The 21,679-nt window shown below is 55.4% G+C and carries 25 protein-coding genes; 9 read left to right on the forward strand and 16 right to left on the reverse strand.

What is annotated here, in order from left to right; translation table 11 throughout:
• Positions 1 to 230: 230 nt before the first annotated feature.
• Entirely contained in the window at positions 231 to 428 is a 198-nt protein-coding gene (locus tag E8D52_07980; protein ID TKB68910.1) for a hypothetical protein, read from the reverse strand.
• 51 nt (positions 429 to 479) lie between these two features.
• On the reverse strand, positions 480 to 719 hold the full coding sequence (locus E8D52_07985) for a hypothetical protein (GenBank protein ID TKB68911.1): 240 nt from the start codon (positions 717 to 719) through the stop codon (positions 480 to 482).
• Here E8D52_07985 and E8D52_07990 point away from each other — a divergent pair.
• Together E8D52_07990 and E8D52_07995 are read left to right on the forward strand one after the other, a co-directional pair.
• Positions 718 to 1,920, forward strand: a complete 1,203-nt coding sequence (locus E8D52_07990) for a hypothetical protein (GenBank protein TKB68912.1) — start codon at positions 718 to 720, stop codon at positions 1,918 to 1,920. The two genes, E8D52_07985 and E8D52_07990, sit on opposite strands and share 2 nt — an antisense overlap.
• A 15-nt stretch (positions 1,921 to 1,935) precedes the next feature.
• Positions 1,936 to 2,577, forward strand: a complete 642-nt coding sequence (locus tag E8D52_07995; GenBank protein TKB68913.1) for a hypothetical protein — start codon at positions 1,936 to 1,938, stop codon at positions 2,575 to 2,577.
• Positions 2,578 to 2,697: 120 nt separating this feature from the next.
• Here E8D52_07995 and rsmA read toward each other — a convergent pair whose 3' ends face one another.
• Positions 2,698 to 3,564: a ribosomal RNA small subunit methyltransferase A gene (rsmA, locus tag E8D52_08000; GenBank protein TKB68914.1), complete on the reverse strand. Its 867-nt coding sequence runs from the start codon at positions 3,562 to 3,564 to the stop codon at positions 2,698 to 2,700.
• A gap of 32 nt (positions 3,565 to 3,596) precedes the next feature.
• On the opposite strand from rsmA, the gene E8D52_08005 reads away from it, so the two are divergent.
• Complete coding sequence (locus tag E8D52_08005) at positions 3,597 to 3,821, forward strand: hypothetical protein (protein ID TKB68915.1); 225 nt, start codon at positions 3,597 to 3,599, stop codon at positions 3,819 to 3,821.
• On the opposite strand, the gene pdxA is transcribed toward E8D52_08005, so the two are convergent.
• The 3 genes from pdxA to larC are packed head-to-tail and all read right to left on the reverse strand — an operon-like array spanning position 3,805 to position 7,095.
• Positions 3,805 to 4,887 carry a 4-hydroxythreonine-4-phosphate dehydrogenase PdxA gene (gene pdxA, locus E8D52_08010; GenBank protein ID TKB68916.1) on the reverse strand — a complete coding sequence of 361 codons (1,083 nt, stop codon included), beginning with the start codon at positions 4,885 to 4,887 and terminating at the stop codon, positions 3,805 to 3,807. The genes E8D52_08005 and pdxA overlap by 17 nt on opposite strands.
• Positions 4,877 to 5,881 carry a sodium:calcium antiporter gene (locus E8D52_08015; GenBank protein ID TKB68917.1) on the reverse strand — a complete coding sequence of 335 codons (1,005 nt, stop codon included), beginning with the start codon at positions 5,879 to 5,881 and terminating at the stop codon, positions 4,877 to 4,879. Before E8D52_08015 ends, pdxA begins: the two co-directional genes overlap by 11 nt.
• Positions 5,878 to 7,095 carry a nickel pincer cofactor biosynthesis protein LarC gene (gene larC, locus E8D52_08020; protein TKB68918.1) on the reverse strand — a complete coding sequence of 406 codons (1,218 nt, stop codon included), beginning with the start codon at positions 7,093 to 7,095 and terminating at the stop codon, positions 5,878 to 5,880. The genes E8D52_08015 and larC overlap by 4 nt, the downstream gene beginning before the upstream one ends.
• Before the next feature lie 221 nt (positions 7,096 to 7,316).
• Here larC and E8D52_08025 point away from each other — a divergent pair, with 221 nt between their 5' ends.
• Positions 7,317 to 7,817 (forward strand): hypothetical protein, encoded by a 501-nt coding sequence (locus E8D52_08025; protein TKB68919.1) that lies wholly within the window; start codon positions 7,317 to 7,319, stop codon positions 7,815 to 7,817.
• Positions 7,818 to 7,840: 23 nt separating this feature from the next.
• Here the strand turns inward: E8D52_08025 and larB are convergent, their stop codons facing one another.
• Positions 7,841 to 8,596 (reverse strand): nickel pincer cofactor biosynthesis protein LarB, encoded by a 756-nt coding sequence (gene larB / locus E8D52_08030; protein ID TKB68920.1) that lies wholly within the window; start codon positions 8,594 to 8,596, stop codon positions 7,841 to 7,843.
• Positions 8,593 to 9,615 (reverse strand): NAD(P)-dependent glycerol-3-phosphate dehydrogenase, encoded by a 1,023-nt coding sequence (locus E8D52_08035; GenBank protein TKB68921.1) that lies wholly within the window; start codon positions 9,613 to 9,615, stop codon positions 8,593 to 8,595. Before E8D52_08035 ends, larB begins: the two co-directional genes overlap by 4 nt.
• A 249-nt stretch (positions 9,616 to 9,864) precedes the next feature.
• Between E8D52_08035 and E8D52_08040 the strand changes: the two genes are divergently transcribed.
• Both E8D52_08040 and E8D52_08045 read left to right on the forward strand, forming a co-directional pair.
• Positions 9,865 to 10,635 carry a porin family protein gene (locus E8D52_08040; GenBank protein TKB68922.1) on the forward strand — a complete coding sequence of 257 codons (771 nt, stop codon included), beginning with the start codon at positions 9,865 to 9,867 and terminating at the stop codon, positions 10,633 to 10,635.
• A gap of 72 nt (positions 10,636 to 10,707) precedes the next feature.
• Positions 10,708 to 11,067: a hypothetical protein gene (locus E8D52_08045; protein ID TKB68923.1), complete on the forward strand. Its 360-nt coding sequence runs from the start codon at positions 10,708 to 10,710 to the stop codon at positions 11,065 to 11,067.
• A 70-nt stretch (positions 11,068 to 11,137) separates the two neighbouring features.
• Here E8D52_08045 and E8D52_08050 read toward each other — a convergent pair whose 3' ends face one another.
• The 3 genes from E8D52_08050 to E8D52_08060 all read right to left on the reverse strand — a co-directional run bounded on the left by E8D52_08050 (position 11,138) and on the right by E8D52_08060 (position 14,293).
• Positions 11,138 to 11,938 carry a hypothetical protein gene (locus E8D52_08050; protein TKB68924.1) on the reverse strand — a complete coding sequence of 267 codons (801 nt, stop codon included), beginning with the start codon at positions 11,936 to 11,938 and terminating at the stop codon, positions 11,138 to 11,140.
• Positions 11,935 to 13,179: a TIGR00300 family protein gene (locus E8D52_08055; GenBank protein TKB68925.1), complete on the reverse strand. Its 1,245-nt coding sequence runs from the start codon at positions 13,177 to 13,179 to the stop codon at positions 11,935 to 11,937. The genes E8D52_08050 and E8D52_08055 overlap by 4 nt, the downstream gene beginning before the upstream one ends.
• A gap of 67 nt (positions 13,180 to 13,246) precedes the next feature.
• Entirely contained in the window at positions 13,247 to 14,293 is a 1,047-nt protein-coding gene (locus tag E8D52_08060) for a tRNA pseudouridine(13) synthase TruD (protein TKB68926.1), read from the reverse strand.
• Between the two features lie 124 nt (positions 14,294 to 14,417).
• On the opposite strand from E8D52_08060, the gene E8D52_08065 reads away from it, so the two are divergent.
• Positions 14,418 to 15,275: a hypothetical protein gene (locus E8D52_08065; GenBank protein ID TKB68927.1), complete on the forward strand. Its 858-nt coding sequence runs from the start codon at positions 14,418 to 14,420 to the stop codon at positions 15,273 to 15,275.
• A 3-nt stretch (positions 15,276 to 15,278) separates the two neighbouring features.
• Here the strand turns inward: E8D52_08065 and E8D52_08070 are convergent, their stop codons facing one another.
• Entirely contained in the window at positions 15,279 to 15,914 is a 636-nt protein-coding gene (locus tag E8D52_08070) for a HEAT repeat domain-containing protein (GenBank protein TKB68928.1), read from the reverse strand.
• A gap of 127 nt (positions 15,915 to 16,041) precedes the next feature.
• On the opposite strand from E8D52_08070, the gene E8D52_08075 reads away from it, so the two are divergent.
• The gene (locus tag E8D52_08075; GenBank protein TKB68929.1) at positions 16,042 to 16,797 is read left to right on the forward strand and encodes an MBL fold metallo-hydrolase; all 756 of its coding nucleotides are present in this window, start codon (positions 16,042 to 16,044) and stop codon (positions 16,795 to 16,797) included.
• Between the two features lie 151 nt (positions 16,798 to 16,948).
• Here E8D52_08075 and E8D52_08080 read toward each other — a convergent pair whose 3' ends face one another.
• The 4 genes from E8D52_08080 to E8D52_08095 all read right to left on the reverse strand — a co-directional run bounded on the left by E8D52_08080 (position 16,949) and on the right by E8D52_08095 (position 20,360).
• Positions 16,949 to 17,806 (reverse strand): hypothetical protein, encoded by an 858-nt coding sequence (locus E8D52_08080; protein TKB68930.1) that lies wholly within the window; start codon positions 17,804 to 17,806, stop codon positions 16,949 to 16,951.
• A gap of 103 nt (positions 17,807 to 17,909) precedes the next feature.
• Positions 17,910 to 18,689: an ABC transporter gene (locus E8D52_08085; protein ID TKB68931.1), complete on the reverse strand. Its 780-nt coding sequence runs from the start codon at positions 18,687 to 18,689 to the stop codon at positions 17,910 to 17,912.
• Between the two features lie 9 nt (positions 18,690 to 18,698).
• Positions 18,699 to 19,670 (reverse strand): ATP-binding cassette domain-containing protein, encoded by a 972-nt coding sequence (locus tag E8D52_08090; protein TKB68932.1) that lies wholly within the window; start codon positions 19,668 to 19,670, stop codon positions 18,699 to 18,701.
• The gene (locus E8D52_08095) at positions 19,671 to 20,360 is read right to left on the reverse strand and encodes a Lon family ATP-dependent protease (protein ID TKB68933.1); all 690 of its coding nucleotides are present in this window, start codon (positions 20,358 to 20,360) and stop codon (positions 19,671 to 19,673) included.
• A 126-nt stretch (positions 20,361 to 20,486) separates the two neighbouring features.
• Between E8D52_08095 and E8D52_08100 the strand changes: the two genes are divergently transcribed.
• The gene (locus E8D52_08100; protein ID TKB68934.1) at positions 20,487 to 21,674 is read left to right on the forward strand and encodes a carotenoid 1,2-hydratase; all 1,188 of its coding nucleotides are present in this window, start codon (positions 20,487 to 20,489) and stop codon (positions 21,672 to 21,674) included.
• Positions 21,675 to 21,679: the final 5 nt, after the last annotated feature.

Raw genomic sequence — 21,679 nt, forward strand, 5'->3', positions numbered from 1 at the left:
CTTGCACATCCTGTGACTGAGAGCAGCACACACAGAATACCGCCAAGTCGACCGAGCACTCTCCCTTGACCCATCGTAAATCGCCCCCATCCAGCAGGTTTGTCCACGGGCACACCGCTGACAACAGACCAAACCATACCACGAACAACCTTTCCCAATCGACTGAACAATAACGTGCGCTTGAACAGTTCAGCGGGGTAAAAGGGAAGAGCCGTTGAACACTGACCGAATTAGACCGGCTTCTCTGCGATATACTCGATGTATTTCCAGAACTGCTTAGCGTCTTCCTCGTTCAACACCACCGGAGTGTTATTGGCTGTTCCTGTCATATAGATCTTGACCGACATCGCATCATGCCAGATCTGCAGCTCACAGTGAGAGATCAGATCCAGGTTGAACGCATGGTTTCCGATTTGGACAAAGTGCATAACATTTCCTCTTTCCAATTGTCAGCCACGGGTTGAGCATACACCAGGTTCTCACACCTCAAAAGCAATGGAGAGTTTTGTTGCGGTAACTGTGCCTCCGTGAGCCTGACAGAACTTGCCGCTCTCTCGGTAAAAACTTCCCTCTTGCTCTGGCGTGACCCCAATCGTGCAGCGATATGAGGCCATTTCTTGCATCTTTCTCTGGCACAGAAGTTGAGAGAAATAATCGGGTTTTGCTCCTGCTGAGAATGGTGCGTAGCGCACCAGTGAGGTTTGCTTGATGGATGACATGGATTCGATCACCGCTCTTTGGGAATGGCTCACTCGCGATGTCACGGTTGTCGGTGGGCTTCAGAGTCCCGTGCTGAGCTGGATTGGTGCTGTGGGGATCTTGGTCCTGTTTCTTTGGCATAGCGCGATGTTCCTCAGAGGTTTGTTCCACATCCAAGGGACGCTTGCGCGCTTTCACTTGTCCGTCGCGCCTTTGGTATTGGCACGGCAACAGGTGTCCAAAGATTGGCTGGTTATTCCGGCGTTGGCAAAAAAGCGAGCGCGTCTCGATGTCTCGTCAGAAACGCGACGCGATCTTGACGATCTGCATACATTGGATCAGGCGGTACGGTCAGAACAGGATTTTGCCAGAGACTGGTTTTCATACCGCAAGACCCTCGCGGTAGAGCAGTCCGCCTGGTTTCTTGAGCCGACCGTCCATAGTCAGCGTTCCGCCAGTGAGTTTTTCTCGTTCGAATCTCTCTGCGCAGCCCATCTCAATGTCCGCTTTTACCGGCAGCTGCCCGCTTTCATGACGGGCATGGGGTTGATGTTCACCTTCCTCGCCATCTTGATCGGCCTCAGCAAGCTCCATGCGAACGGATCGGAGATCGATGGCATCCAAGGACTGATCAACGGCCTCTCAGGAAAGTTTGTGACATCCATCGTCGGCTTGGCCTGCGCCAATGCATTCACCCTCCTCGAACATTCTTTCTGGCATCGGTTGGACAACCGACACGGGGAGTGCATCTCCCTCCTGGACGAAATGTTTCCGCAGAGGGCTACGGACCAACATTCCCAGGGGGGCCCATCGCCGAACGGATCTCCGGTGGCCATCGCCACTCCCATCCGAGGCGACACCGCACATCAGCTTGTCGAGGCCGTGCAGCAGCGCCTCGGGTCCACCGTCGCAGCGCTGAACTCAGCCGCAGAATCCCTCACGGCGCTGCAATCCAATCATCCACCGATGAAGTTTGATGATTTGCCAGCGGAGATTGGTCACGAGGTCCAGCGGGCGTTACGACCCATAATGAATCCCATACTGGACGCTATTCAAGACCTCAACCGTTCGATGAAGGAGCATGCTTCCCCAGTGCGGCTGTCTCAAGCCGAGATCGAAGCGATGTTTCAGGATCTCAGGAATACCACCGCCGCAACGACAGAACCTGCACGTCCGATCCATAAAGATCGCAATGCAGGAAAACCATCTCGTCTCACCTGAAACAGCACGGAGGAAATGAAAGGGATGAAGTCGAGCTTTACACTGGACTCGCGTGACAACTCAGCGGTGGTGACGAGTGGGGTTGCCGATCTTATGACCTCGCTCGCCGTCATCTTCATTCTCTTGCTCGTGGCCTATATGACTCGCGTCGAGGATGGACATACCAATTTGGCCAAGAGCCGTGGTACTCCAACGGACAGCACACCGAGAATCGATCCACCTCATCCAGCCCTGGAAACTAAAATGCCAAGCACCCACACGATTACGGTGCCGGATACGGCGATTACCTTTGAGTTTGGGAAAAGCACGTTGCTCCAGACGGCCGAGATCTTCTTGTCCGAGACCATGCCACACTACGCCTCACTCGTCTGCACGCCTGGAGAGCAAGAAGTAGAAGCCTTTGTGATCGAGGGATACACCGATGATCTGGGTGACGACATACGTAATCTGAGACTCAGTCAGGAACGCTCTTTTGCGGTGCTGGCCAAAAGCTTGGAAGTGATCCGCGAGAAGCTTCCGTGGGCCTATGAGTGCTTCTTGCAGAAAGCCACCGCGAATGGGCGTGGGAGGCAGGATCTTTTACGGAATGAGATAGGGCAACCAGCCCGCGAAAAAAGCCGCCGTGTCATGTTCAAAATCCACATGCGCCCCACGTAGCGTGTGAGCCTACACAGCGTGGACCTCTTTTCTGCCATCGCTGGCTTGGGTGGAGTAAGACCTCAGCGCCATTCGGCTCTCGCCTGTCTCCGACTGTTAAGGATAGATGGGCGAGAAGCCTCATCCATAAATGCGGCGGGTCAGTTCAATAAACTGCTCGATGGAAAGGATTTCCGCACGGAGAGAAGGCGAGAGTGCAAGCGCTTCCAACGCAGCTGCCACTAGCTTCTGATCGTACCCCTGATCTTTCAGTGAATTGATGAGCGTCTTGCGGCGGTGGGCGAAGGCGGCTTTCACCAGTGCTGCAAATTTGGCCTCTTCTTCCTGGTTCAGTGCTCTCTGATGCTTGGTCTTGAGCAGAACCACTGCAGAGCCGACTTGCGGTCGTGGTCGGAAGCACTGGGCAGAGACTCGAAATGCTTTCGTGATCTCTGCCGCATATTGTGCCATGACGGAGAGGACTCCGTAGTCCGAACTTCCGGGTTTGGCCACGAGTCGATCAGCTACTTCATTCTGCAGCATCAGCACCATACGGGGGAATCGATCGCGTCGATCGAGAAGCCGGAAGAGGAGGGGAGTGGATAAATAATAGGGAAGATTGGCGACGACGATGGTGCCGCTCGGAAGCTGCTCGACCGGATAGGTCATCGCATCGTCGAGGACAAGCATGAGATTGGAAAACTGGGGCTGTTGTTCAGTTAAGAACGCATGGAGCCGAGGATCGACTTCGATCGCCGTCACGTGGCCACTCGCACGACACAGCGCTTCGGTGAGGATGCCGCGGCCTGGCCCGATTTCCAACGCGGCATGAGTTGGGGTGAGCTCAGCCAGTGCGATGATTTTACGAACAATGTTGGGGTCGATGAGAAAGTTCTGCCCAAGGCGTTTGATCGCGGCAGGGGGAAGAGAGGAGTTCACACTCAACTCCGAGTTGGTGGAGCCTGGGCCAATTGCTTGGCCAATATACCCAGAGGCGTGCGATAGCACTCCACAAGATCCGTGAACTCTTCAACCAAATCATGAGTAAACGATGGCCCTGGTTGGACGCTCGCGAAGAGTTGTCCTTCCCGATCGCCTACGGAATTGGTGAGAAACGCGACTGTGCGGGCTTTCCATTTTTCTATTCGTTCCGTTCCAGCGACGGTGTTCAGGTCTTGAAGAGTCTGTTTCTCAAGCGTCTCCAATTCGTCCATCTGACGTCGAACTACGGCAAGGCCCTTCGAAATATCAAGCGACACGTTTAGTCCGTCCCTTCTTGGTCGAAGTTGTCACCATTCTATTCTGAGCGATCATGGCAGCCAGTTTGATGGCCTCAATCAGGCTTCCGGGATCAGCGACGCCTTTCCCGACGATATCAAATGCGGTTCCATGATCCACTGAGGTGCGGATGATCGGCAAGCCCACGGTGAGATTGACACAGGTGCCGAAGGCGACCAGCTTCAGGGGAATGAGACCCTGATCGTGATAGAGGGCGACGACGCCGTCAAATGCCCCTTTCGCAGCTTTCCCAAACAGCGTATCAGCCGGCAAGGGATCACTTGCCAGAATGCCCTGTTGTTGGGTGGCGCGTGTTGCCGGGAGGATAATTCGCGCTTCTTCATCACCGAATAAGCCATGTTCACCGGCATGCGGATTGAGGGCAGCCACTCCTATCCTGGGGCGCTTGATGCCAAACAGTGTCGTCAGCGCCAATTGGGCCAAGCGGATCGCCTTTTCAGTCTTGGCTTGCGTCAGCAGTGCCGGGAGATCTCTGATCGCGACATGTGTTGTGACGAACATGATGCGTAACGGTCCGCCCACGATCATCATGCCTGATTCGTTCGCGTGGGTGAGATCAGCCAATAACTCGGTATGGCCTGGGTACCGGCAGCCAGCCATATTGATGGCTTCTTTGTTGATGGGCGCTGTCACCATGCCTTCAATACAGCCGATCTGAGCCAGTTCGACAGCCTTTTTGATAAAGGCGACTGAAGCGGCGCCAGTCTCCGCAGCGGCAATTCCTCGTTTGAATGTTCGCAGCGGTGTCTCCAGTGGGTCGAGTACCGCTACCGTTCCTCTACGCGGCGCCATCGATTCATGATTACGAACTTGGACTACGTTCAGTTTAAGCTTCAGTGACTTGATCGTTCGCTCCATGACGGGAAGGGATCCGATCACAACCGACCGACAGACGTTACGCAAGTGAGTACCAGACAGAGCTTTGGCGATGACCTCCGGACCGATGCCGGACGGGTCTCCCATCGTGATTCCCAGCAAGGGGAGTTGAGGGGATGAAGAACGTGTGCGAGGTGATCGCGGTTCAGTTGACATAGAGATGTACCGTATAACCGATATAGAACACCGCTCCGGCGGCGAGCAGCCACGGTCGCCACCGTCCACCGATCAGAATCTGCAGGAGGCAGAATCCCACGGCCAGCACGGCTAGGATCATGGTGGTCAATGCCGATGATGCAATGACCCACTCGGTTCCGATCAACCCCAGCGCAACCGGGAAGGTGCCTTGAAAGACCATGGCACCCGTAACATTGGCCACGGCGAGCCGGTCTTTCTTGCGATAGAGCCAGAGAAAACTATTGGACATCTCCGGTAGCTCGGTAGCGAGTGGCGCGATCAGCAGCGCCAAGATCAACGGCGACATGGCGAACAAGCCGGCCATCGATTCTGCAGCCATGACAAATAAATGGGCGCCCATGATCAATCCACCTAAACCCAAGAGGGATTGAAATCCGATCATGGCATAGGACGGCGTGGCTGCGTGCTTGTCGAAAATCAACGGCTCCAGCTCACCACCCCCTTCTTCCTCACCAGCGGGTGCGAATTTGAGCTTCATGTAGTAGATATACAAGCAGATCAATACACCGGCCGCGATGAGGTGAATCAGTTTGGACGGCACGAAGGCGCATCCCAAGGCGATAAAATACCCGATCATAAAAAACGTGAGGTCTGTTAGTACTTCATGATAGTTGAGCTGGAATCGGGCGGTCCGCTTGCCGGCTCGTGCATAGAGCAGCAGCAGCACAGCCAGGATGGGTAGCACCAGTGTGCTGAGCATGAACGGCGCGCCTAAGATGGCACCTAAGCCAACCTCAGCTTCTTCAGGGCTATCACCGAAGAAAATCGCAATGATCGGGATCGAGGTCTCAGGCAGGGTTGTGCCGATGGCGGCAAAGACACTACCAACGGCACCCTCGGAGATACCACGCCGCTTGCCAAACCATTCAATGGCGTTCGTAAAGAGTGCACACCCACCAAGCGTGACCGCGACGGAAACGAGAAAGAGGAGCACGTAGTACAGCACGGTCATGCTCGGCCTCGCGAAGCTGTGATTCTCGTTTTCTTGCGTCCCTGTCGATAGGCCATCAGCGCATCCTCCATTACTGTCTTGAGCGGCTGGCCGGTTCGTTGCGCGATGGCTTTGCAGTCCTCATATTCGGGGGCTGCTTTTTCCCATCCGGCGCCGACCTCGGCTACTTTCATACGAATGACTCCGCCTGGCGTCGTGACGGGGACGAATCGCCTGGTGAGGACCTGTCGGCGTACTTCATGAAGTCGCACTCCGAGCGTGGTCGTTTCCTGGAAGAGGACCTCAATCACGGCATCCGTCCGGTCTTCAGTAGCTAGGCAGCTCAGCAGAATTCCTGGCCGACTTTTCTTCATGACGACGGGAACCAGCACGACATCAACAGCACCGACCTGAAAGAGCTGCTCCATGATGTATTCGTAGGTCTGTGGACTGAGGTCGTCAAGATTCGTCTCAATCTGTATCATCGGCTCGGTCGGATTGGCCGCCGACGTGGACTCTTCCTCCACAAACAGGCGCAAGGCATTCGGCCATCCGTCTGGATCCTGGTCGCCGGCTCCGTAGCCCACGGCCGTACTCTTCATGGTCGGCATCGGGCCGAATTCAGACGCCAATGTTCGAAGCAGCGCAACCCCGGTGGGGGTGGCAAGCTCACAACGCGGACCGTCGGCGTAGATCGGAATTCCCTTCGCCAGCGCCGCCACCGCAGGCCCTGGAACCGGTAAGAGTCCGTGTGAGGTTTGAATCGACCCGGCTCCAACATTGATCGGAGAGGCGGTGATTTGGGTGGCGTTCAAGAGATAGCACCCCAGCACGCCACCGACAACATCGATAAACGAATCCATCACTCCGACTTCATGAAAGTGAACATCTTTTGGATCGACACCATGCGCCACTCCTTCGGCCTCAGTCAGTCGATCAAAGACCGACTGGCTCCGTTCCTTGACCGGGCCTGGCAACGTGCTGTCGACAAGGATTTTTCGAATGCGAGAGAGGGTCAGCGGCCGTTGAAATCCCTGTTGAACGATCACATCGACTTTGATTGCCGGGAGCACGCCACGATGTACCTCGCGCTTCCGCAATGTGTAGCCGGTAAGCTTGAGTCCTTTGAGGCCCTTGACCAAGTCAGTCCATGGTAACCCTGCGCTCACTAATGCGCCCAGGACCATATCTCCACTGACTCCGGAGAAACAATCGAAATGCAAATGACGGCCCATTCAGTTCCTTACATGCGATGCGCAAAATGACCGGACATCTTACCGAAGGCGTGGACGAACGGCAATCGCTGGTTCATTCTCGACGCTTCGTTGACAGCCTAGGGGTGCTATGGTATCCCCCTAAGAGTGCGGTTGAGTTGCATCGTGCCGAACACGACGCCCGCCACTCATGAAAGCATGGTTCAGGGTTTTTGTTGAAATTGTCACATACGCTCCATTACATGAGACGTCTGCTCGGGTTGCTCACCCTGTGTGCTTCTCTGATGGCCGTATTCCCGGCAGAGAGCCTCTCGAAAGAGAAGCCGCCCCGCGTTCCCAGGCCTGAGCCTCAGCTCAAAATTGTCGGCCTTAACATTGCCCCGACGCCGTATGCGCTGGGCAACGGGCCTCTTCAGTTTTCCGTTACAGTCCAGCTTCCGAAAGAAGTGGATGGATCCACGATTTTGGAGGTGACCTCGCTCATTAGTTCTCCGTCGAAGAGCTCGCTTCGATTTCTCACGTATCGACAGCCCATCCAAGTCTCTCTAGCCGTGGATGGGGAGACAGGACGATCGAAGGTGTCTGTCGAACTTGCGTGGGATGGCCAGGATCACCGAAAGCAACTCGCCGGGGTGGGCATCTATTCGTATGAAGTGCGGACAAAGTTGTTGGCCAATGGAGAAAAAGGGTTACGTACCGTGATGGTTGCCTGGCCAAAGCGAGGCTTACTGGAAGTGAAATAGAGGCGCATTCATTTCTCCCGCGCCTATTTCTCTACTCCCAACATATTGATCCGATGTGCGAGGCAGGCCGCGCCGAATCCGTTGTCGATATTCATCACGCCTACACCCGCAGCGCAGGAATTGAGCATCGTCAGCAGCGCAGCGACTCCCCCGAAGCTCGCACCATAGCCTCGGCTGGTTGGCACGGCAATGACCGGGCAGTGGACCAACCCTCCCACCACGCTCGGCAGGACACCGTCCATACCAGCTGCGACGATCACGACCTTCGCATCGAACAGCCGATCTCTCTTTCCGAGCAGTCGATGGATACCCGCAACCCCGACATCGTACAGTCGCTCGACGTGGCTACCCATCACTTCAGCCGTCACACGAGCTTCTTCCGCCACGGGCACGTCCGCCGTTCCTGCGGTCACTACGAGTATATGCCCATGTTGTTTCTGCTTGGAAGCGTGAATCGCCACCAGACGTGCATCAGGATAGTACTGTGCTCGCCGATCCAGGCGGCGAATGGCTCGCCCAACCGATGGGTTGGCACGAGTGGCAAGAAACGGGCCTTGTTTCTTGATAAGCGCCCGAGCGATGGCGATAATCTGCGCGATGGTTTTCCCTTCACACAAGACGACCTCGGGGAACCCTTGTCGTAATGACCGATGATGATCGACTGAGGCAAAGCCCAGATCCTCAAAAGGTAGTGACTGCAGGCGCTGAAGTGCCTGTTCCACCGTGGCATCGCCTTGACGGACTTGCTGCAACAGCCGTTCGAGTCCTTCCGGATTCATGTCCACTCCTTCTCTGATTTTGCATCCCGTTCCATCAAATCAGTCACGGCCTTCCTACAAGACTTATCGTCATACAGGACGGAATGAATTTCTTGTATGATCGGCATATCGACCCGATGGCGCTGGGCCAATGTTAATGCGGCACGTGCCGTCCGAACGCCTTCAGCGACAGCCTGCATGCCTGCCAAAATTGTCTCCAACTTTTCTCCCTGGCCGAGGCGAACGCCTACCGAATGGTTTCGGCTGAGTGTGCCCGTACAGGTCAGGACCAGATCGCCGACCCCGGACAGTCCATAAAATGTGCGCGGATCGGCTCCCATGGCCATGCCCAGCCTGACGGTTTCAGCCAGGCCTCGAGTAATGAGCGCCGCGCGGGCATTGAGTCCGAGGTTCAGGCCATCGATCACACCGGCAGCCAGTGCCATGACATTTTTCAGGGCTCCGCCGAGTTGGACGCCGATGACGTCTGTATCGGCGTACACACGAAATACAGGCGTCATCAAGGCACCCTGAAACTGCCGCACGAGCTGTTCATCGGAGCCAGCCAAGCACAGGGCCGTGGGTTTCCTCATGCTGAATTCGGAAGCGAAACTGGGTCCAGACAGCACCATGAGGGAGCGGTGCATGGACGGCGATAACTCGTCCTCCATAACCTGGGTCATCAATTTGGCCGTGGTTTCTTCTATGCCTTTGGTTGCGCACACGAACGGTAGGGGCTTTGAGATGTAGGGTGCCAACTGATGCAACACGGATCGGGTTCTGTGTGAAGGAACGGCAAGCAGAATCCCATCACAGCCATGTACGGCGTCAACCAGTGAGGAAGTGGCCATCAAATTTGATGGAAGAGGGACACCCTTCAGGAAGACAGGATTTTCATGAGAGGTGTTGATGGCGTTGACGACGTCGTGTTCATAGGCCCAGAGGCAAACCTCCAGACCCTTTTCGGCCAGATGTTTCGCCAAGGCTGTGCCCCAGGCGCCAGCTCCAATAACACCGAGCTTATTGATCGTGGTTGGCATAAGCGATTCTGCCTCATGACGAAATCATCATCCACTCATTGAGGAGGGCGAATTATAGGAAGGCCCTCGAGAGCCTGTCAATGAATGGAGTACGCGCATACGACGTGTCACTCATGACCTATTCCCCAACGAAGATGCGACTGTGGGTGGCATGTAGTTTGCTGAACCTTCTTGTGAGCGTCCAAGAAAGGACTTTGCGATCATCCAGTCCACGACAGAGTTGGAGATGGGCAATCCGGAGTGGTTCTCATGAAACAACGATGTCCTGCGTGGGTTTACACATGGATCTTCACTGCGACGTTGTTGCACGCGTCGCTGACATCGGTTCTGACCATACCGAATGCCTATTCAGAAATGTACGTTGGAGGTCAAATCGGTACCACATTGTTCGGCGACAACAACAAGCTCACCAGAGTCGACCTGACCGATCTTGGTGGTCCTCCAGGATCCACGCTCACTCCTCCCGGATCGATGTCAGGTCGTGATTTGGCCAGCTCCCCAGTACTAGGCGGGAAAATCGGGTATTACTTTCCGCAAGTGCCATGGCTTGGTCTAGAGCTGGAAGGCTACTATACGACTCCTCACATTGAGCAACAATCGACAAGACTCAGCTTTATTCCTGGATCGATCTTGAATGGCGTCGGTCAGATAGCTGGTGGAGATACAATAAGTGGTTTTTCAGGGGATCTTTTTCGAGTCATTACGGTTGCTCCATTTAATCTCATGTTGCGGTATCACAAGACAAGGTTTCAACCCTATGTTGGGATTGGTCCTGGAGTATTTATGGCCCGGGTCAAAACCATAGTATCGGGATTTGAAGGGACGCAGAGTTCAACCAGGGTAGGTCTGAACGTCAAGCTCGGTGGCGAATACTTTTTCACACGACACATCTCTGGATTCGGAGAAGTCAGATATAACTACACGACTTTCAATTTTGACGCCAACGACGCAGGAGCCTTTGGATTTACAGCTATTTATAATCCGGTCATTTTTTCCTTCGGAGTCAATTACCACTTCTAGCGTGTCAGCTCTCCCTCTGGCATCTTTAGGACATTTCCATGTATGTAGGTGGCGTACAGGGAATACTCAAGGATGCAAGTCTGTCCTGCCTGCAGCCGGTCACAACCGGAGATCAACCGTTTCTGTATCCAATGCGGTCGGCAACTCGCCGACCGATCGGATAGTCGGTCCGCTACTCAACCCCCTAGCACTTCGGCACCAGACCAACTCAATCTCGCGGTACTCTACGGAATGGTCGTTGTGCTGATCCTGGCCGTCTTGTTCCCTCCATGGGAGACACCGCCGACGCAGACCCCGGAGTTTCTCGGTCTGCATTTCATCCTCTCTCCTCCAACTCCGGACGGTGTCGTAAGCCGCATGCTTCTAACCATTGAGCTCGTTACAGTCGCGATTGCCGGCATGTATGGCGCGTTTCTGTTCAGAACAAAGTGATTGGGCAATAGTCATTCGTCATTGATCAGAATAAATTCGTGTCCGTTCATCGATTGACCAATGACGTTTCTCAGTCCAATGCGAGCGTGAGACACTTGGCGGACCCACCGGATTTCATGAACTCATCGAGCTGAACCGGGTGGGTTTCATATCCTCGCATACGGAGCCAGGTTTGAGTGGTGGGACACCCCGTAGGAAGAACGACATGTTTCCCGACACAAACGGCATTGCAGGCGAACTGTAGGGCTTCATCTTCTGGAACGGCAAGACGCAGCTTGTCAGGAATCCGTTCTGCAATCGCTGCCTGGCCATAGCGATCAAAGGCAGCAGGGAAATAGAGGAGCTCGCCGCCGCTCAAAGAACAGAGGCAGGTATCCAGATGATAGAAGCGGCTGTCGACAAGTTCGAGGGGAATGATTTCTCGGTGAAAGCGCTCACTAAGGATTGGGAAGACGCGGATATCCGATCGTTGTCGATAGCCACCGAACCAGTATTCTGAAAAACCCAGGAGATCGCCTGCTCCCTCAAAATACAGCTCGTGGTCTACTGTGACCACGTCATAGCCCTGCTTACGGAACCAATCTTCAAAATGAGCTTCTTCAGGCTGACGCTCAGGGTACCGGAAGCGACTCACGACGGCGGTTCGTCCCGCCACGATGCCGGCATTGGCCGTAAATACGAGGTCGGGCAACCCAGGCATGGGAGTCATGTGTTCAAGCACGACGCCCACGTCTTTTCCGAGGACGCGCATCAATTCATGCCACTGTCGCACCGCCCGTCCGTGATCGACGCGATTGGTACGCCGCATCCAGGGATTGATCTCATACTCAATCCCAAAAAAATCCGGAGGACAGACGAGAAGGCGGCTCATGTGGACTTCCCCAACAGCCTGGCAAGTTCCGACAGAAACGATGCCGCATCCATGACGAGGCCGACCGCCTGAAAGCTCCCTCGGTCGGCCAGCTTGGTCGGGACCGACGGGTTTACGTCGACACAGACAGTGGGAACGGTTGCCGGCAGAAGATTGCCCGTCGCCACGGAGTGGAGTGTCGAGGCGACAAGGAGAGCCAGCCCAACGCCAGGGATCAAGGCGCGCATCGCGCGTTGTGCCAGAACGGAATCCGTGATCACTCCGGGCAATGGCCCATCGTCACGAATCGTTCCGGACATGACCACCGAGACGCCTTGGCGGACACAGGCTGCCATGATTCCTTGCTTGATCATTCCCGACGTGACCGCCGTCTCAATACTTCCAATCGTCCGAATGCGGTTGATGGTCCGCAAATGATGTTCATGGCCATGTGGGACTGCGCGCCCTGCTGTGAGTCCGTAGCCGAGTGATGTGCCGAACAGATCAGCTTCCATGTCATGTGCAGCCAGCGCATTCCCACAAAACAGGATATGAATAAACCCCTGTTCGATCAGCCAGGTCAGCGCCTCTCGCCCACCGGCATGAATGATGGCTGGTCCACCGGCCAGCAAGACGTGTGAGTCGCTCTGCCGCTCTCTGTGTCGCTCTCTCATTTGACGCATTCGAGTCGCGACGTCGGCGATGATATGAGCATGGGGCCGTTCAGCCGAGACCTGAGACTCCATGAACCCAAAGACGTCTCGTTCGCGTGGCCGCTGGAGGGGAATGACACGCACCCCCTCTCGACCGATCACGATGTGATCCCCACGACGAACTTCGTTCATCGGCACGGCCTGGGCGGCGGAGCCAGCCTCATTGACCACGATCGCGAGATCCATTTCGATTCGATCCACGTCTAGCCATCGACCGTTGAGCCGGATCTGGGTGGGGAGGTGTGTCGTGGCATAGAAGTCATCGGGTAACACCCCGTCGGCAGGCGCACAGTCGGTGCGGCAGTCGGCCTCACGTTCGATCGAGGCGCCGTGTGGCTGAATCGCCTTCAAAATGTCGTCTAGAAGCGTTCTTGAAGCAGTTTGGATCCGGATACGGGCATGAGACGCTTCTTCCCTTGTCTTGCCGATGTGCACGTCCTCCAGGTCGAAGGTTCCTCCCATCATCAGGATGAGATCGAGCACCTTAGCGAGTACGAGAGAGTCGATGATGTGTCCTTGAAGACACACGCGTTCTTGGTAGTGGTTCACAGCCGCCCTCAGTGGATGTGACCATATAGTACCACCCGCTATGCCAGGGGAAAGAAAATGAGAGGAACTAAGCGTTCGCGGGGGATATTTTCATCAGTTCTCGGAGTACGCTCGTGGCATAGGCGCCGGGAGGGAGGCTGAAAGAGAGGGTAAGGACATCACCGCTGAGTGACCATTCAAGTTCAGTGAGGGGGATGCGGAGCGCTCTGCGTTCGCCACGGAATCCACAAGCTTTCGCGGCGGCGACGAGACTCTCTTTACTTGTGCCTGCTTCGGCAATGACAGCTTCTTCGATTCCACCAGGCTCGCCACTCGCCCAGGACACGCGTGAGCCGAAGAGGATGCCGGTCGGACTGATCTCAAAACGATCTGCGCGAGGCTGTTCGCTTTCAGCATTCTCAACTTGAAAACAGGCGCCATTCTCCAGTTTTGTCGCCCAATCACCGACGAATAGGCGATCGATCTGATCGATGCGCCGGGCGAGGATGCGATTGAATAAAAACGACTGATAGGTGTTGAGGTACCAGATGCGCTGGGACCGATTCATCCTTTCTCGCCGCCGCGCATCGTGGAGGAGTGCGGCGCCAACTTCGTAGTTATCGCCCTTCTTCCCTTGTCGCTGAGGGCCAAAGTAGTTGGGCACGCCGCGTGCGCTGAGTTGTTGAAGAACAGCCTGCACGGTTTCAGCCGCGTGATCCGCGACATTGCGGATGACTAAACGGAAGTGATTGCCAGAGTGATGACCGGTTCGTAAGCGATTACGATGGCGCCCGAGGATCTGAAGGCTTAGAACCATGTCATCGATCTTCAGGGCCGACACCTGTTCCATCGTGACTCCTTGCAGCGACACCATCTGAGTGGTGACGGCTCGTGAATCTTTTAATCCGGCGACCCCGATGGCTTGAGCTCTCACACCCAATGTAGAGGAAAGTTGGCGAACAAGATCCGGCGTGGAGAGGCCTCGCTTAGTGATCGTGATGTACAGATGTTCACCTTCCCCGCAAGGAAGGTAGAGCGGCCGTTCCTCGACCTGAAAGTCTTCGGGCACGGCGCGGATTTGTCCACCGATTCCAGGCACGTTGCTAGTGAGGAAGGGCTCGATTGGTTGCGTCACAGGTATTCCTTCGTTGGGCTGACGATGAATAGCCCAAATGTGTTGTCGAATCTGGTGAAACGTAAGCCCATGGTATACTTTTCTGGTCCATGTGGAAACGATCAGATAAGAGACAGGTTATGGAATGAGCCGGCGGCGGGCGGTGTCATGGCCTGATCGCGCGCGAGCCTCTATTGGCTACTGTCTCGGCTATCCCCTCTACCAACTATTCAGTCTCATCCCCGACTGGGAATTTGGCCTTGCAGAGCATGAGGTGACGCGGTACACGCAGGCGCATAGTGTTCTGGCTGGTCGTGCCGTCCATATCACCGACCTGCATATTGACCGATATTGCCCACGTCACGATCGCATCGTCGACACCGTGAGGGAGCTTCATCCTGATTGGATTTTCATCACCGGGGACTTGCTCAACGTTCCCGAAGGACTTCCTCATCTCTTTCGCTTTCTCGAACAGCTTCGCGTCATAGCCCCTATCTACATGACGTTGGGCAATCATGACCACTATAGCGGTGTACCGGTGGCACAATATGCCGAACTGGCCGATCGGCACAAGATCACGCTGCTGGTGAATCAAAGCGCCATCGTGTCAACAGGAAAGGGAGAACTCGCGATTGTTGGCGTCGATGACCCATCGCTTCATCGCGCGGATCTTCGATGTGTCCCGCCTCGCGCCGCGTCACGCTGTACCGTGCTGCTCGCCCATGCCCCCAACATCCTCGACTATGTGGAAGATCATCATGCCATTGACCTAATCCTCTGCGGACACAGCCATGGCGGGCAATGGCGGGTGCCGGGCATACCCACCTTCTGGCTTCCTCCTGGCTGTAATGGCCGCGTGGCAGGCTGGCACGAATCAGGCCCACATAGGCTCTACGTCAACCGGGGGTTGGGTTGGTCCTTCCTCCCATTCCGCTTCAACTGTCGGCCTGAGATCGCCGTGATTGACTGGATGCAGGAATGGGCCGAGCCGCAAACCGCATGATTGTTACTCTCGCATCCGTTCCAATGCTTCTCTGGCTCGACTTCGTACCGTTTGATCCCAATCTTGTTCTGCAACCACCTTCAGTCGTTCACGCGCTTCCGTTGCCCTGAGTCGTCCGAGCCCCAAGGCGGCGCAGGAGCGGACGTACGCATGGTCATCCTCAAGGGCCTTCACAAGCAGTGGCACGACAGACAGATCCTCCAACGCTCCCAGATGACTGGCTGCCATGCCCCTGATGCGATGCTGCTTGTCGCCCAACGCCCGTTCCAGGGTCGTGGCAAACAGTTCCCTGAGAGCAGGGACGGCAGATTGGATCCCAGTAGCGCGATATTGATTGGTTTCCAGTAAGGCAAATGCGAGGTCGAGTCGTTTGTCTTGGCCCGTTTCTCGCTCAAACAGCGTCAGGAGCCTGCTGCGTTCTCGAGACCTCGTGCGTCGGCGTGCCACCGCCTTGATCAATATGAACAGCAGGCCGGCAGCCACGAGCCCAATTGCGGCGATCGGCACAGCTTGATCGACGATGTAGTCTTGCGTCTCAACCGCTAACCGTTTCCAGGTCCATACTGCAACGATGATGAGAATGATCAGTACGACAAATAGGAGGGGGATCATCTGCCCCTGTTGAGGTTGTTTCGTCATGGGGGAGAAATCATACGAGCGGAGTTGATTGGTCGTCAACGAATCAACTGCTGTCCAACGCGCTATCTTGACCGGGGTTTCTTGTTACGACTATTCTGCCTCACGGAGAGCACTCAATGACGTACCTATGCGCCTAACTATTCTCGGTTCTGGAACCAACGTGCATCCCACGCGTGCCGCAGCTGGGTATCTGGTACGGACGGATCAATCGATCATCTTGGATTTTGGCCCTCGCACGTTGATGAACCTGATCAAAACCGGTGTGAATCGGCACCAGATCACGCATATTCTGTTTTCCCATTTTCATGCCGATCACTTTTCTGATTTCATCACCTTCTTTTTCGATGCGATCATCTATGCCAAATACGGAGGAGGGCATCGCCCAGGGATGACGCTGATTGGCCCGAAAGGCACGATCCGTCTTCTCCGGTCGATCATGCGCAGTTTCCCGAGTTTTGACTCAGCTCCATTCCGCGTGACCTTGCGCGAGGTATCCAGTAAGCCGTTCATGATCGGAGAAACTCGTATCGTTCCCAAACCAGTGGTCCACGTACCAGACCTCTCGTCCGTCGGTTATCGGATCGAGTACCGTGGGAAGGTGATCGTGTATTCTGGAGATACGCAATATTGTGACGCGCTTATTCGACTGTGCACAGATGCCGACTTGGCCGTGCTCGATTGTTCATTTCCAGCAAACAAGCCTGGCCCCGCCCATCTGCACGCTGGACAGTGTGGTCAGGTGGCGAAGAAGGCCGGGGTGGGACAACTTGTCCTCTCGCACTTCTATCCGATTACGGATCGATACGACGTGAGAGGCCAAGCGGCTGAGCAGTATGGTGGCAAGATTTGGAAGGGGAAGGATCTGTTGACGATTCGAGTCTAGCCTATCAGGATGTTGAAAAAGTCCGCGAGCTTTGTTCTCGCATCGCTCAGAGGCTCAACGTACGGTACTGAGTACGCTTCGCCTCTTCGCTCGCTGCGACCGCGCTGGCGGCCATTTTGAATACCCTGCTCGATGCGGCAAGGAGTGTCCGTTATAGCCCTTCTTCGCGTGGAGCACCGCCTAGGATCTCGATGAACTTGGTGAGGCGAGCGGTCTTTTCCTCTTCCCCCGACTTGGAATAGATCGCCAACAGGTTTTTGATCATGCGGGACAGAATCGCTTGAACCGGGCTTTTTTGCAGATACTTCTCATCAAACCCGTATCCGGCTTCGGTCAGAAATCGAGCGCAGTTTTTTTCGGTGAGCAAGGCTCCACCGTTGAAGCAGTCAATGAAAATCTTGTACCGATCGGACTCGTATTTCACTAAGAAATGCCCCGGCATGCCAACGCCAAACAGTGGGAGTGCCAAACGCTGTCCGATCAAGAGATAGACGGCTGACAAGCTGATGGGGATACCAACTCGCCGATCCATGACGCAGTTGATGTAACTGTTCTCAATTTCATAGTAGTTTTTAGTATTTCCCTTAAACCCTTGTTCGGTGAACAGGTAGCGGTTAAGGGCGTTGACAGCCTCTTCGCCGGAGGCTCGATAGCCAATCCGCGCTCGAACTTCGTCTGCCATGGTATCGAGCTGTTCACGATAGCGAGCGACATCGAGTGCAGGATAGGTATAGCGAGCGATCAGGAAGGCGCCGGATTCGAGACGCATCGCGTCGTCCGTGAGGGTTGTCAGGCTCGCTAGTTCATCCTCCAGCTTGCTTCCTCGGATTTCCTCTAGGACAGACGCGATCCGATCGGCCATTTCCGGTTGCTCAATTTCCGCCTCCTGAAGAAGCGGGACGGCCGATGGGCCGATATCGATGAGTCTTCCGCTGATAGTACGGACAATTCGGTCGTCCTCATCGGACAGGAGGCGTATCAGCGCACGAATTTGATTCTCCGGCATCATCTCCTACGACTCTCCGTCGCTCACAGGCTGACGTGTGGGGGCATTGAGGTTATGATCTGACGGATTTCGTCGTCAGTCAAGCGATCCATGGTTCAGGGTGAGGTTACCCCATGGCACGACGGAATGCCTTGGCCCCGCCGTACAGACAGAGAGCATCGAACACCAGCATGACCAAGACCACCATTCCGACATGCGGCAACGCTTCAGTCCAGCCAGACAGAATTAACGGCCGCACAGCATCGATCGCCCAGGTCATCGGGTTGAATTGCGCCAGAAAGCTCATCCATCCCGGCATCGCCGTCAACGGCACCAACGCGGAACTGAGGAAAATCATCGGCAGCGACAGAAATCCCAAGACGGAAAAGAAATCACCGTGACTTTTCACGGAGAAGGCCATCGCCATGGAGATGGCCGTCAGGCCGATCCCGAACATCATGCCGATCAGTACGATCATCGCCACACCAAGAATACCTGTCGCGGGTTGGACACCAAAGAGGTACGATACGCCGAGAATCACGAGGACCTGCATCGACGTGATTGCCATGACGAAGATAAACCGGCTGATGATGACAGAGGTTCGATGGATCGGCGTGGACATTAACCGCTCGAGGAACCCGTTTTCCTTGTCGAACAGCAGATCGACCCCGCCGGCCAAGCCGTTGTTCAAGACCGTCATGACGACGACGCCGGCGGCGAGGAAACTGATGTAGTTGGGAGCCTGCATGACCTGTGTGTCTGCGGCCCGTTCAAACAGGTTGCCGAAGAAGATGAGCCAGAACAGCATCGGCTGTACCAAGGTGAACAGCATGCTGAATTTTTCCCGGCTCAATCGCCGAACCCACCGCATCGTTAACGCGCTGATTTCTTGCCAATAGTGCGCCACAGGACTCCTTTACGCCGTCTCGGATTCCGGGATAGATTCGGTGATGGCCCGTCCCGTATGTGCGATGAACACATCGTCCAAGCGCGGACGGTTATATTGAATAAACTCGATGTTACAACCTAGTCGATTGGCTGATTCGAGAATGGTGGGCAATGCTTTTTCTGGGGATTCTACTCTGATATCCAAGCCCTTGGTGGTTGCCCGCACGGCCTTGATCGCAGGCCGATCTTTGAGCTCGGACTCTAACGAATGAATCCGGTCGGTTTCTTTCAAGGTCAGGGACACAATGTCCCCACCGAGGGCAATTTTGAGCTCGACTGGTGAGCCTAGCGTTTTGATCTTGCCCCCGTCGATAATCGCAAGTCGATCGCAGAGTTGATCGGCCTCATCCAGATAGTTGGTCGTCATCACAATCGTCATCCCGCGGGCTTTGAGCATTCGAACGTACTCCCAAATCCGGAGACGGCTTTGTACGTCGAGGCCAAGTGTGGGCTCGTCGAGAAACAAGACTTTGGGGTCAGGCAGCAATCCGCAGGCGATATCGAGCTTGCGTTTCATCCCACCGGAATAGGTCTTGGCCGGCCGGTCCGCATGGGCCTCCAGTTCGACCAGTGTGAGCAGTTCGGCGATGCGTTTGGCCGCTTCTTCTTTCGTCAGATGATAGAGCGCGCCCAGCAATTGTAAGTGTTCACGTCCGGTGAGGAACCGGTCGATCGCGCGTTCTTGGGGCACGTACCCGATGAGGGTCCGAACCTTGTCCGCATCCCGCACCGTATCGTACCCCATGACCGTCGCCGCGCCCGATGTCGGGTGCAGCAATGTGATGAGGGTGCGAAGCGTGGTGCTCTTGCCTGCGCCGTTCGGTCCCAGCAGGCCAAAAATCTCTCCTGCGTAGACCTGGAACGAGAGGTCATCGACAGCCTTATAGCTGTCATAGGTTTTGCTCAGATGGCTGACGTCGATTGCGATGGTCCGATCCATTTAGTCCAAGCCCTTTATGCCGTGAGGTTCGTGGAGCATGAATTGAACCAGATCGTTCAATCGACGAGCTCGTTGGTGGAGCCCATCCGCTTCCAGTAAAAATTGTTTTTCCAAGGGGGTACAGTCCAAATAGGTTGAGAGAGTATTGACCAAAACTTCATCACTGACTTCTTCGCGAAAAAACCCTTGCCACGCTGCACTATCTTCTCTCGCCTGAAGGTACCGTCCAAGCACATCGACCAGCGCTTGCCGAACGCCTTTGGCCAGCCCCTCGGTGGAGCACATGGGCGTGACCTGAATCGTCGCTTCGCGATAGGGCTTGTCGAAGTGTTCTTCGGAAATCTCGCACCGTTCGAGCCCTTGTAGCAAGATGTTGGAGCGCCCGTCCGGCAAGGGTTGTACGCTCACGATCCGTCCGATGCATAGCGCGGGATAGATGGCCGGATTCCCATAGTAGTCCGGCTCCCACCCTTCTTTCAGCAGCGCCATGGCAATACATTGACCGCCCATTGTCACATCAGCGATCATCTGGCGATAGCGTGGTTCAAAAATATGGAGCGGCAGATACGTCCTGGGGAAAAAGACCACGTTTGGTAACGGAAACACCGGAAGGCGATCGGGAATTGGAAACGGTTCGACATGTTTGGACGAACTCCAATCAGACGGCCCCCGCTCATGATCAGCCTGCATGGCTCACGATAGCTGACACGTGTGAAAATTGTCAACGCCGTTTGCTCGGCGTCGAGCCAAGAGCAAATTCGAAACATCGCTCTGAGACAGTCGATTGGTTCATAGGTCGGATGCGTGATATAAACGATGCACCGGGAGGGCTCAGGTTACGTGATCCATTTACAATTGGCTGACGAGACAAGGCAGCGCGTGACAGACTGGGGACGGATCCTCATGGTAGTCCCTGTCTTGCTGAGCCTGACTTTGCCGACGGCGCTCGCCGCAAGTCCGGCTTCCGCACCCTTTCAACCGGCGACTGCCGGCTATCGGTACGAGTTTCCCAGAGACCATGGATCGCATGCTCGCTATCGAACCGAGTGGTGGTACTACACAGGCCATCTGCGGTCGAAAAACGGACGAGCATTTGGCTTTGAATTGACCTTCTTCCGTCGAGGGGTGCCGCCTGACGACATCAAAACTCTGCCGTCCAAATGGTCGATCAGCCACCTCTATCTGGCCCACTTTGCCGTGACCGATATCAACGGGAAGAAATTTCATTTCTCGGAAAAGTTCAGCCGGGATGGGTTGGGGAAGGCCGGTGCCGACGAGTCGCGGCTTCGCGTCTGGATCGATGATTGGCGCGCGGAGGCTGCCACGGACTCGACCGGCTCTCATACCGTGGTCGCCCACGACGAAACCCATTCGCTCGCCCTCACACTCCAACCGGCCAAGCCGCTCGTCACCCACGGCGCAGCAGGTATTAGCCGAAAAGGGAAAGATGTCAGTCAAGCCTCTCACTACTATTCGTTTACCAGACTCGTGACAACGGGTAGCCTGACGATCGACGGCGAACAGTTCGAAGTGACGGGTCTCACCTGGATGGATCATGAATTCGGGTCGGCCGAACTCGGGACCGATCAAGTCGGATGGGACTGGTTCAGCATCCAGTTGGAAGACGACACCGAGCTCATGCTGTATCGGATGCGGCGGAAAGACGGCTCGTCCGATCTGGCGTCTAGCGGGACCACCGTGTCGCCGGATGGACGCACTCGACATCTGGAGGTGACAGACTTTCAGATCGAATCGACCGGCACTTGGACCAGCCCTGAGAGCAAGGCCACGTATCCCAGCCGATGGAAGCTGACATTCCCGTCACTCGACCTTGTGCTGGATGTCACGCCGCTGCTCGCAGATCAGGAATTACGCACCTCGCGCAGCACCAAGGTTTCCTATTGGGAAGGGGCGGTGGCTGTGACGGGGACTAAACAAGGCAAACCCATCAAGGGCCAAGGCTACGTCGAGCTGACCGGCTATGTCGAACGCCTCAAGCTGTAGGGAGA

Source organism: Nitrospira sp. (assembly GCA_005116745.1).
Classification (GTDB): Bacteria; Nitrospirota; Nitrospiria; order Nitrospirales; family Nitrospiraceae; genus Nitrospira_D.

Coding starts and splice junctions, on each gene's coding strand:
- E8D52_08005 (TKB68915.1), top strand. CDS start 3,597: ATGAGTAAACGATGGCCCTGGTTGGACGCTCGCGAAGAGTTGTCCTTC.
- E8D52_08025 (TKB68919.1), top strand. CDS start 7,317: ATGAGACGTCTGCTCGGGTTGCTCACCCTGTGTGCTTCTCTGATGGCC.
- pdxA (TKB68916.1), bottom strand. CDS start 4,887: ATGTCAACTGAACCGCGATCACCTCGCACACGTTCTTCATCCCCTCAA.
- E8D52_08045 (TKB68923.1), top strand. CDS start 10,708: ATGCAAGTCTGTCCTGCCTGCAGCCGGTCACAACCGGAGATCAACCGT.
- E8D52_07990 (TKB68912.1), top strand. CDS start 718: ATGGATTCGATCACCGCTCTTTGGGAATGGCTCACTCGCGATGTCACG.
- larB (TKB68920.1), bottom strand. CDS start 8,596: ATGAATCCGGAAGGACTCGAACGGCTGTTGCAGCAAGTCCGTCAAGGC.
- E8D52_07985 (TKB68911.1), bottom strand. CDS start 719: ATGTCATCCATCAAGCAAACCTCACTGGTGCGCTACGCACCATTCTCA.
- E8D52_07980 (TKB68910.1), bottom strand. CDS start 428: ATGCACTTTGTCCAAATCGGAAACCATGCGTTCAACCTGGATCTGATC.
- E8D52_08100 (TKB68934.1), top strand. CDS start 20,487: ATGCACCGGGAGGGCTCAGGTTACGTGATCCATTTACAATTGGCTGAC.
- E8D52_08070 (TKB68928.1), bottom strand. CDS start 15,914: ATGACGAAACAACCTCAACAGGGGCAGATGATCCCCCTCCTATTTGTC.
- E8D52_08050 (TKB68924.1), bottom strand. CDS start 11,938: ATGAGCCGCCTTCTCGTCTGTCCTCCGGATTTTTTTGGGATTGAGTAT.
- larC (TKB68918.1), bottom strand. CDS start 7,095: ATGGGCCGTCATTTGCATTTCGATTGTTTCTCCGGAGTCAGTGGAGAT.
- E8D52_08015 (TKB68917.1), bottom strand. CDS start 5,881: ATGACCGTGCTGTACTACGTGCTCCTCTTTCTCGTTTCCGTCGCGGTC.
- E8D52_08040 (TKB68922.1), top strand. CDS start 9,865: ATGAAACAACGATGTCCTGCGTGGGTTTACACATGGATCTTCACTGCG.
- E8D52_08065 (TKB68927.1), top strand. CDS start 14,418: ATGAGCCGGCGGCGGGCGGTGTCATGGCCTGATCGCGCGCGAGCCTCT.
- E8D52_08075 (TKB68929.1), top strand. CDS start 16,042: ATGCGCCTAACTATTCTCGGTTCTGGAACCAACGTGCATCCCACGCGT.
- E8D52_08035 (TKB68921.1), bottom strand. CDS start 9,615: ATGCCAACCACGATCAATAAGCTCGGTGTTATTGGAGCTGGCGCCTGG.
- E8D52_08090 (TKB68932.1), bottom strand. CDS start 19,670: ATGGATCGGACCATCGCAATCGACGTCAGCCATCTGAGCAAAACCTAT.
- E8D52_08095 (TKB68933.1), bottom strand. CDS start 20,360: ATGCAGGCTGATCATGAGCGGGGGCCGTCTGATTGGAGTTCGTCCAAA.
- E8D52_07995 (TKB68913.1), top strand. CDS start 1,936: ATGAAAGGGATGAAGTCGAGCTTTACACTGGACTCGCGTGACAACTCA.
- E8D52_08080 (TKB68930.1), bottom strand. CDS start 17,806: ATGATGCCGGAGAATCAAATTCGTGCGCTGATACGCCTCCTGTCCGAT.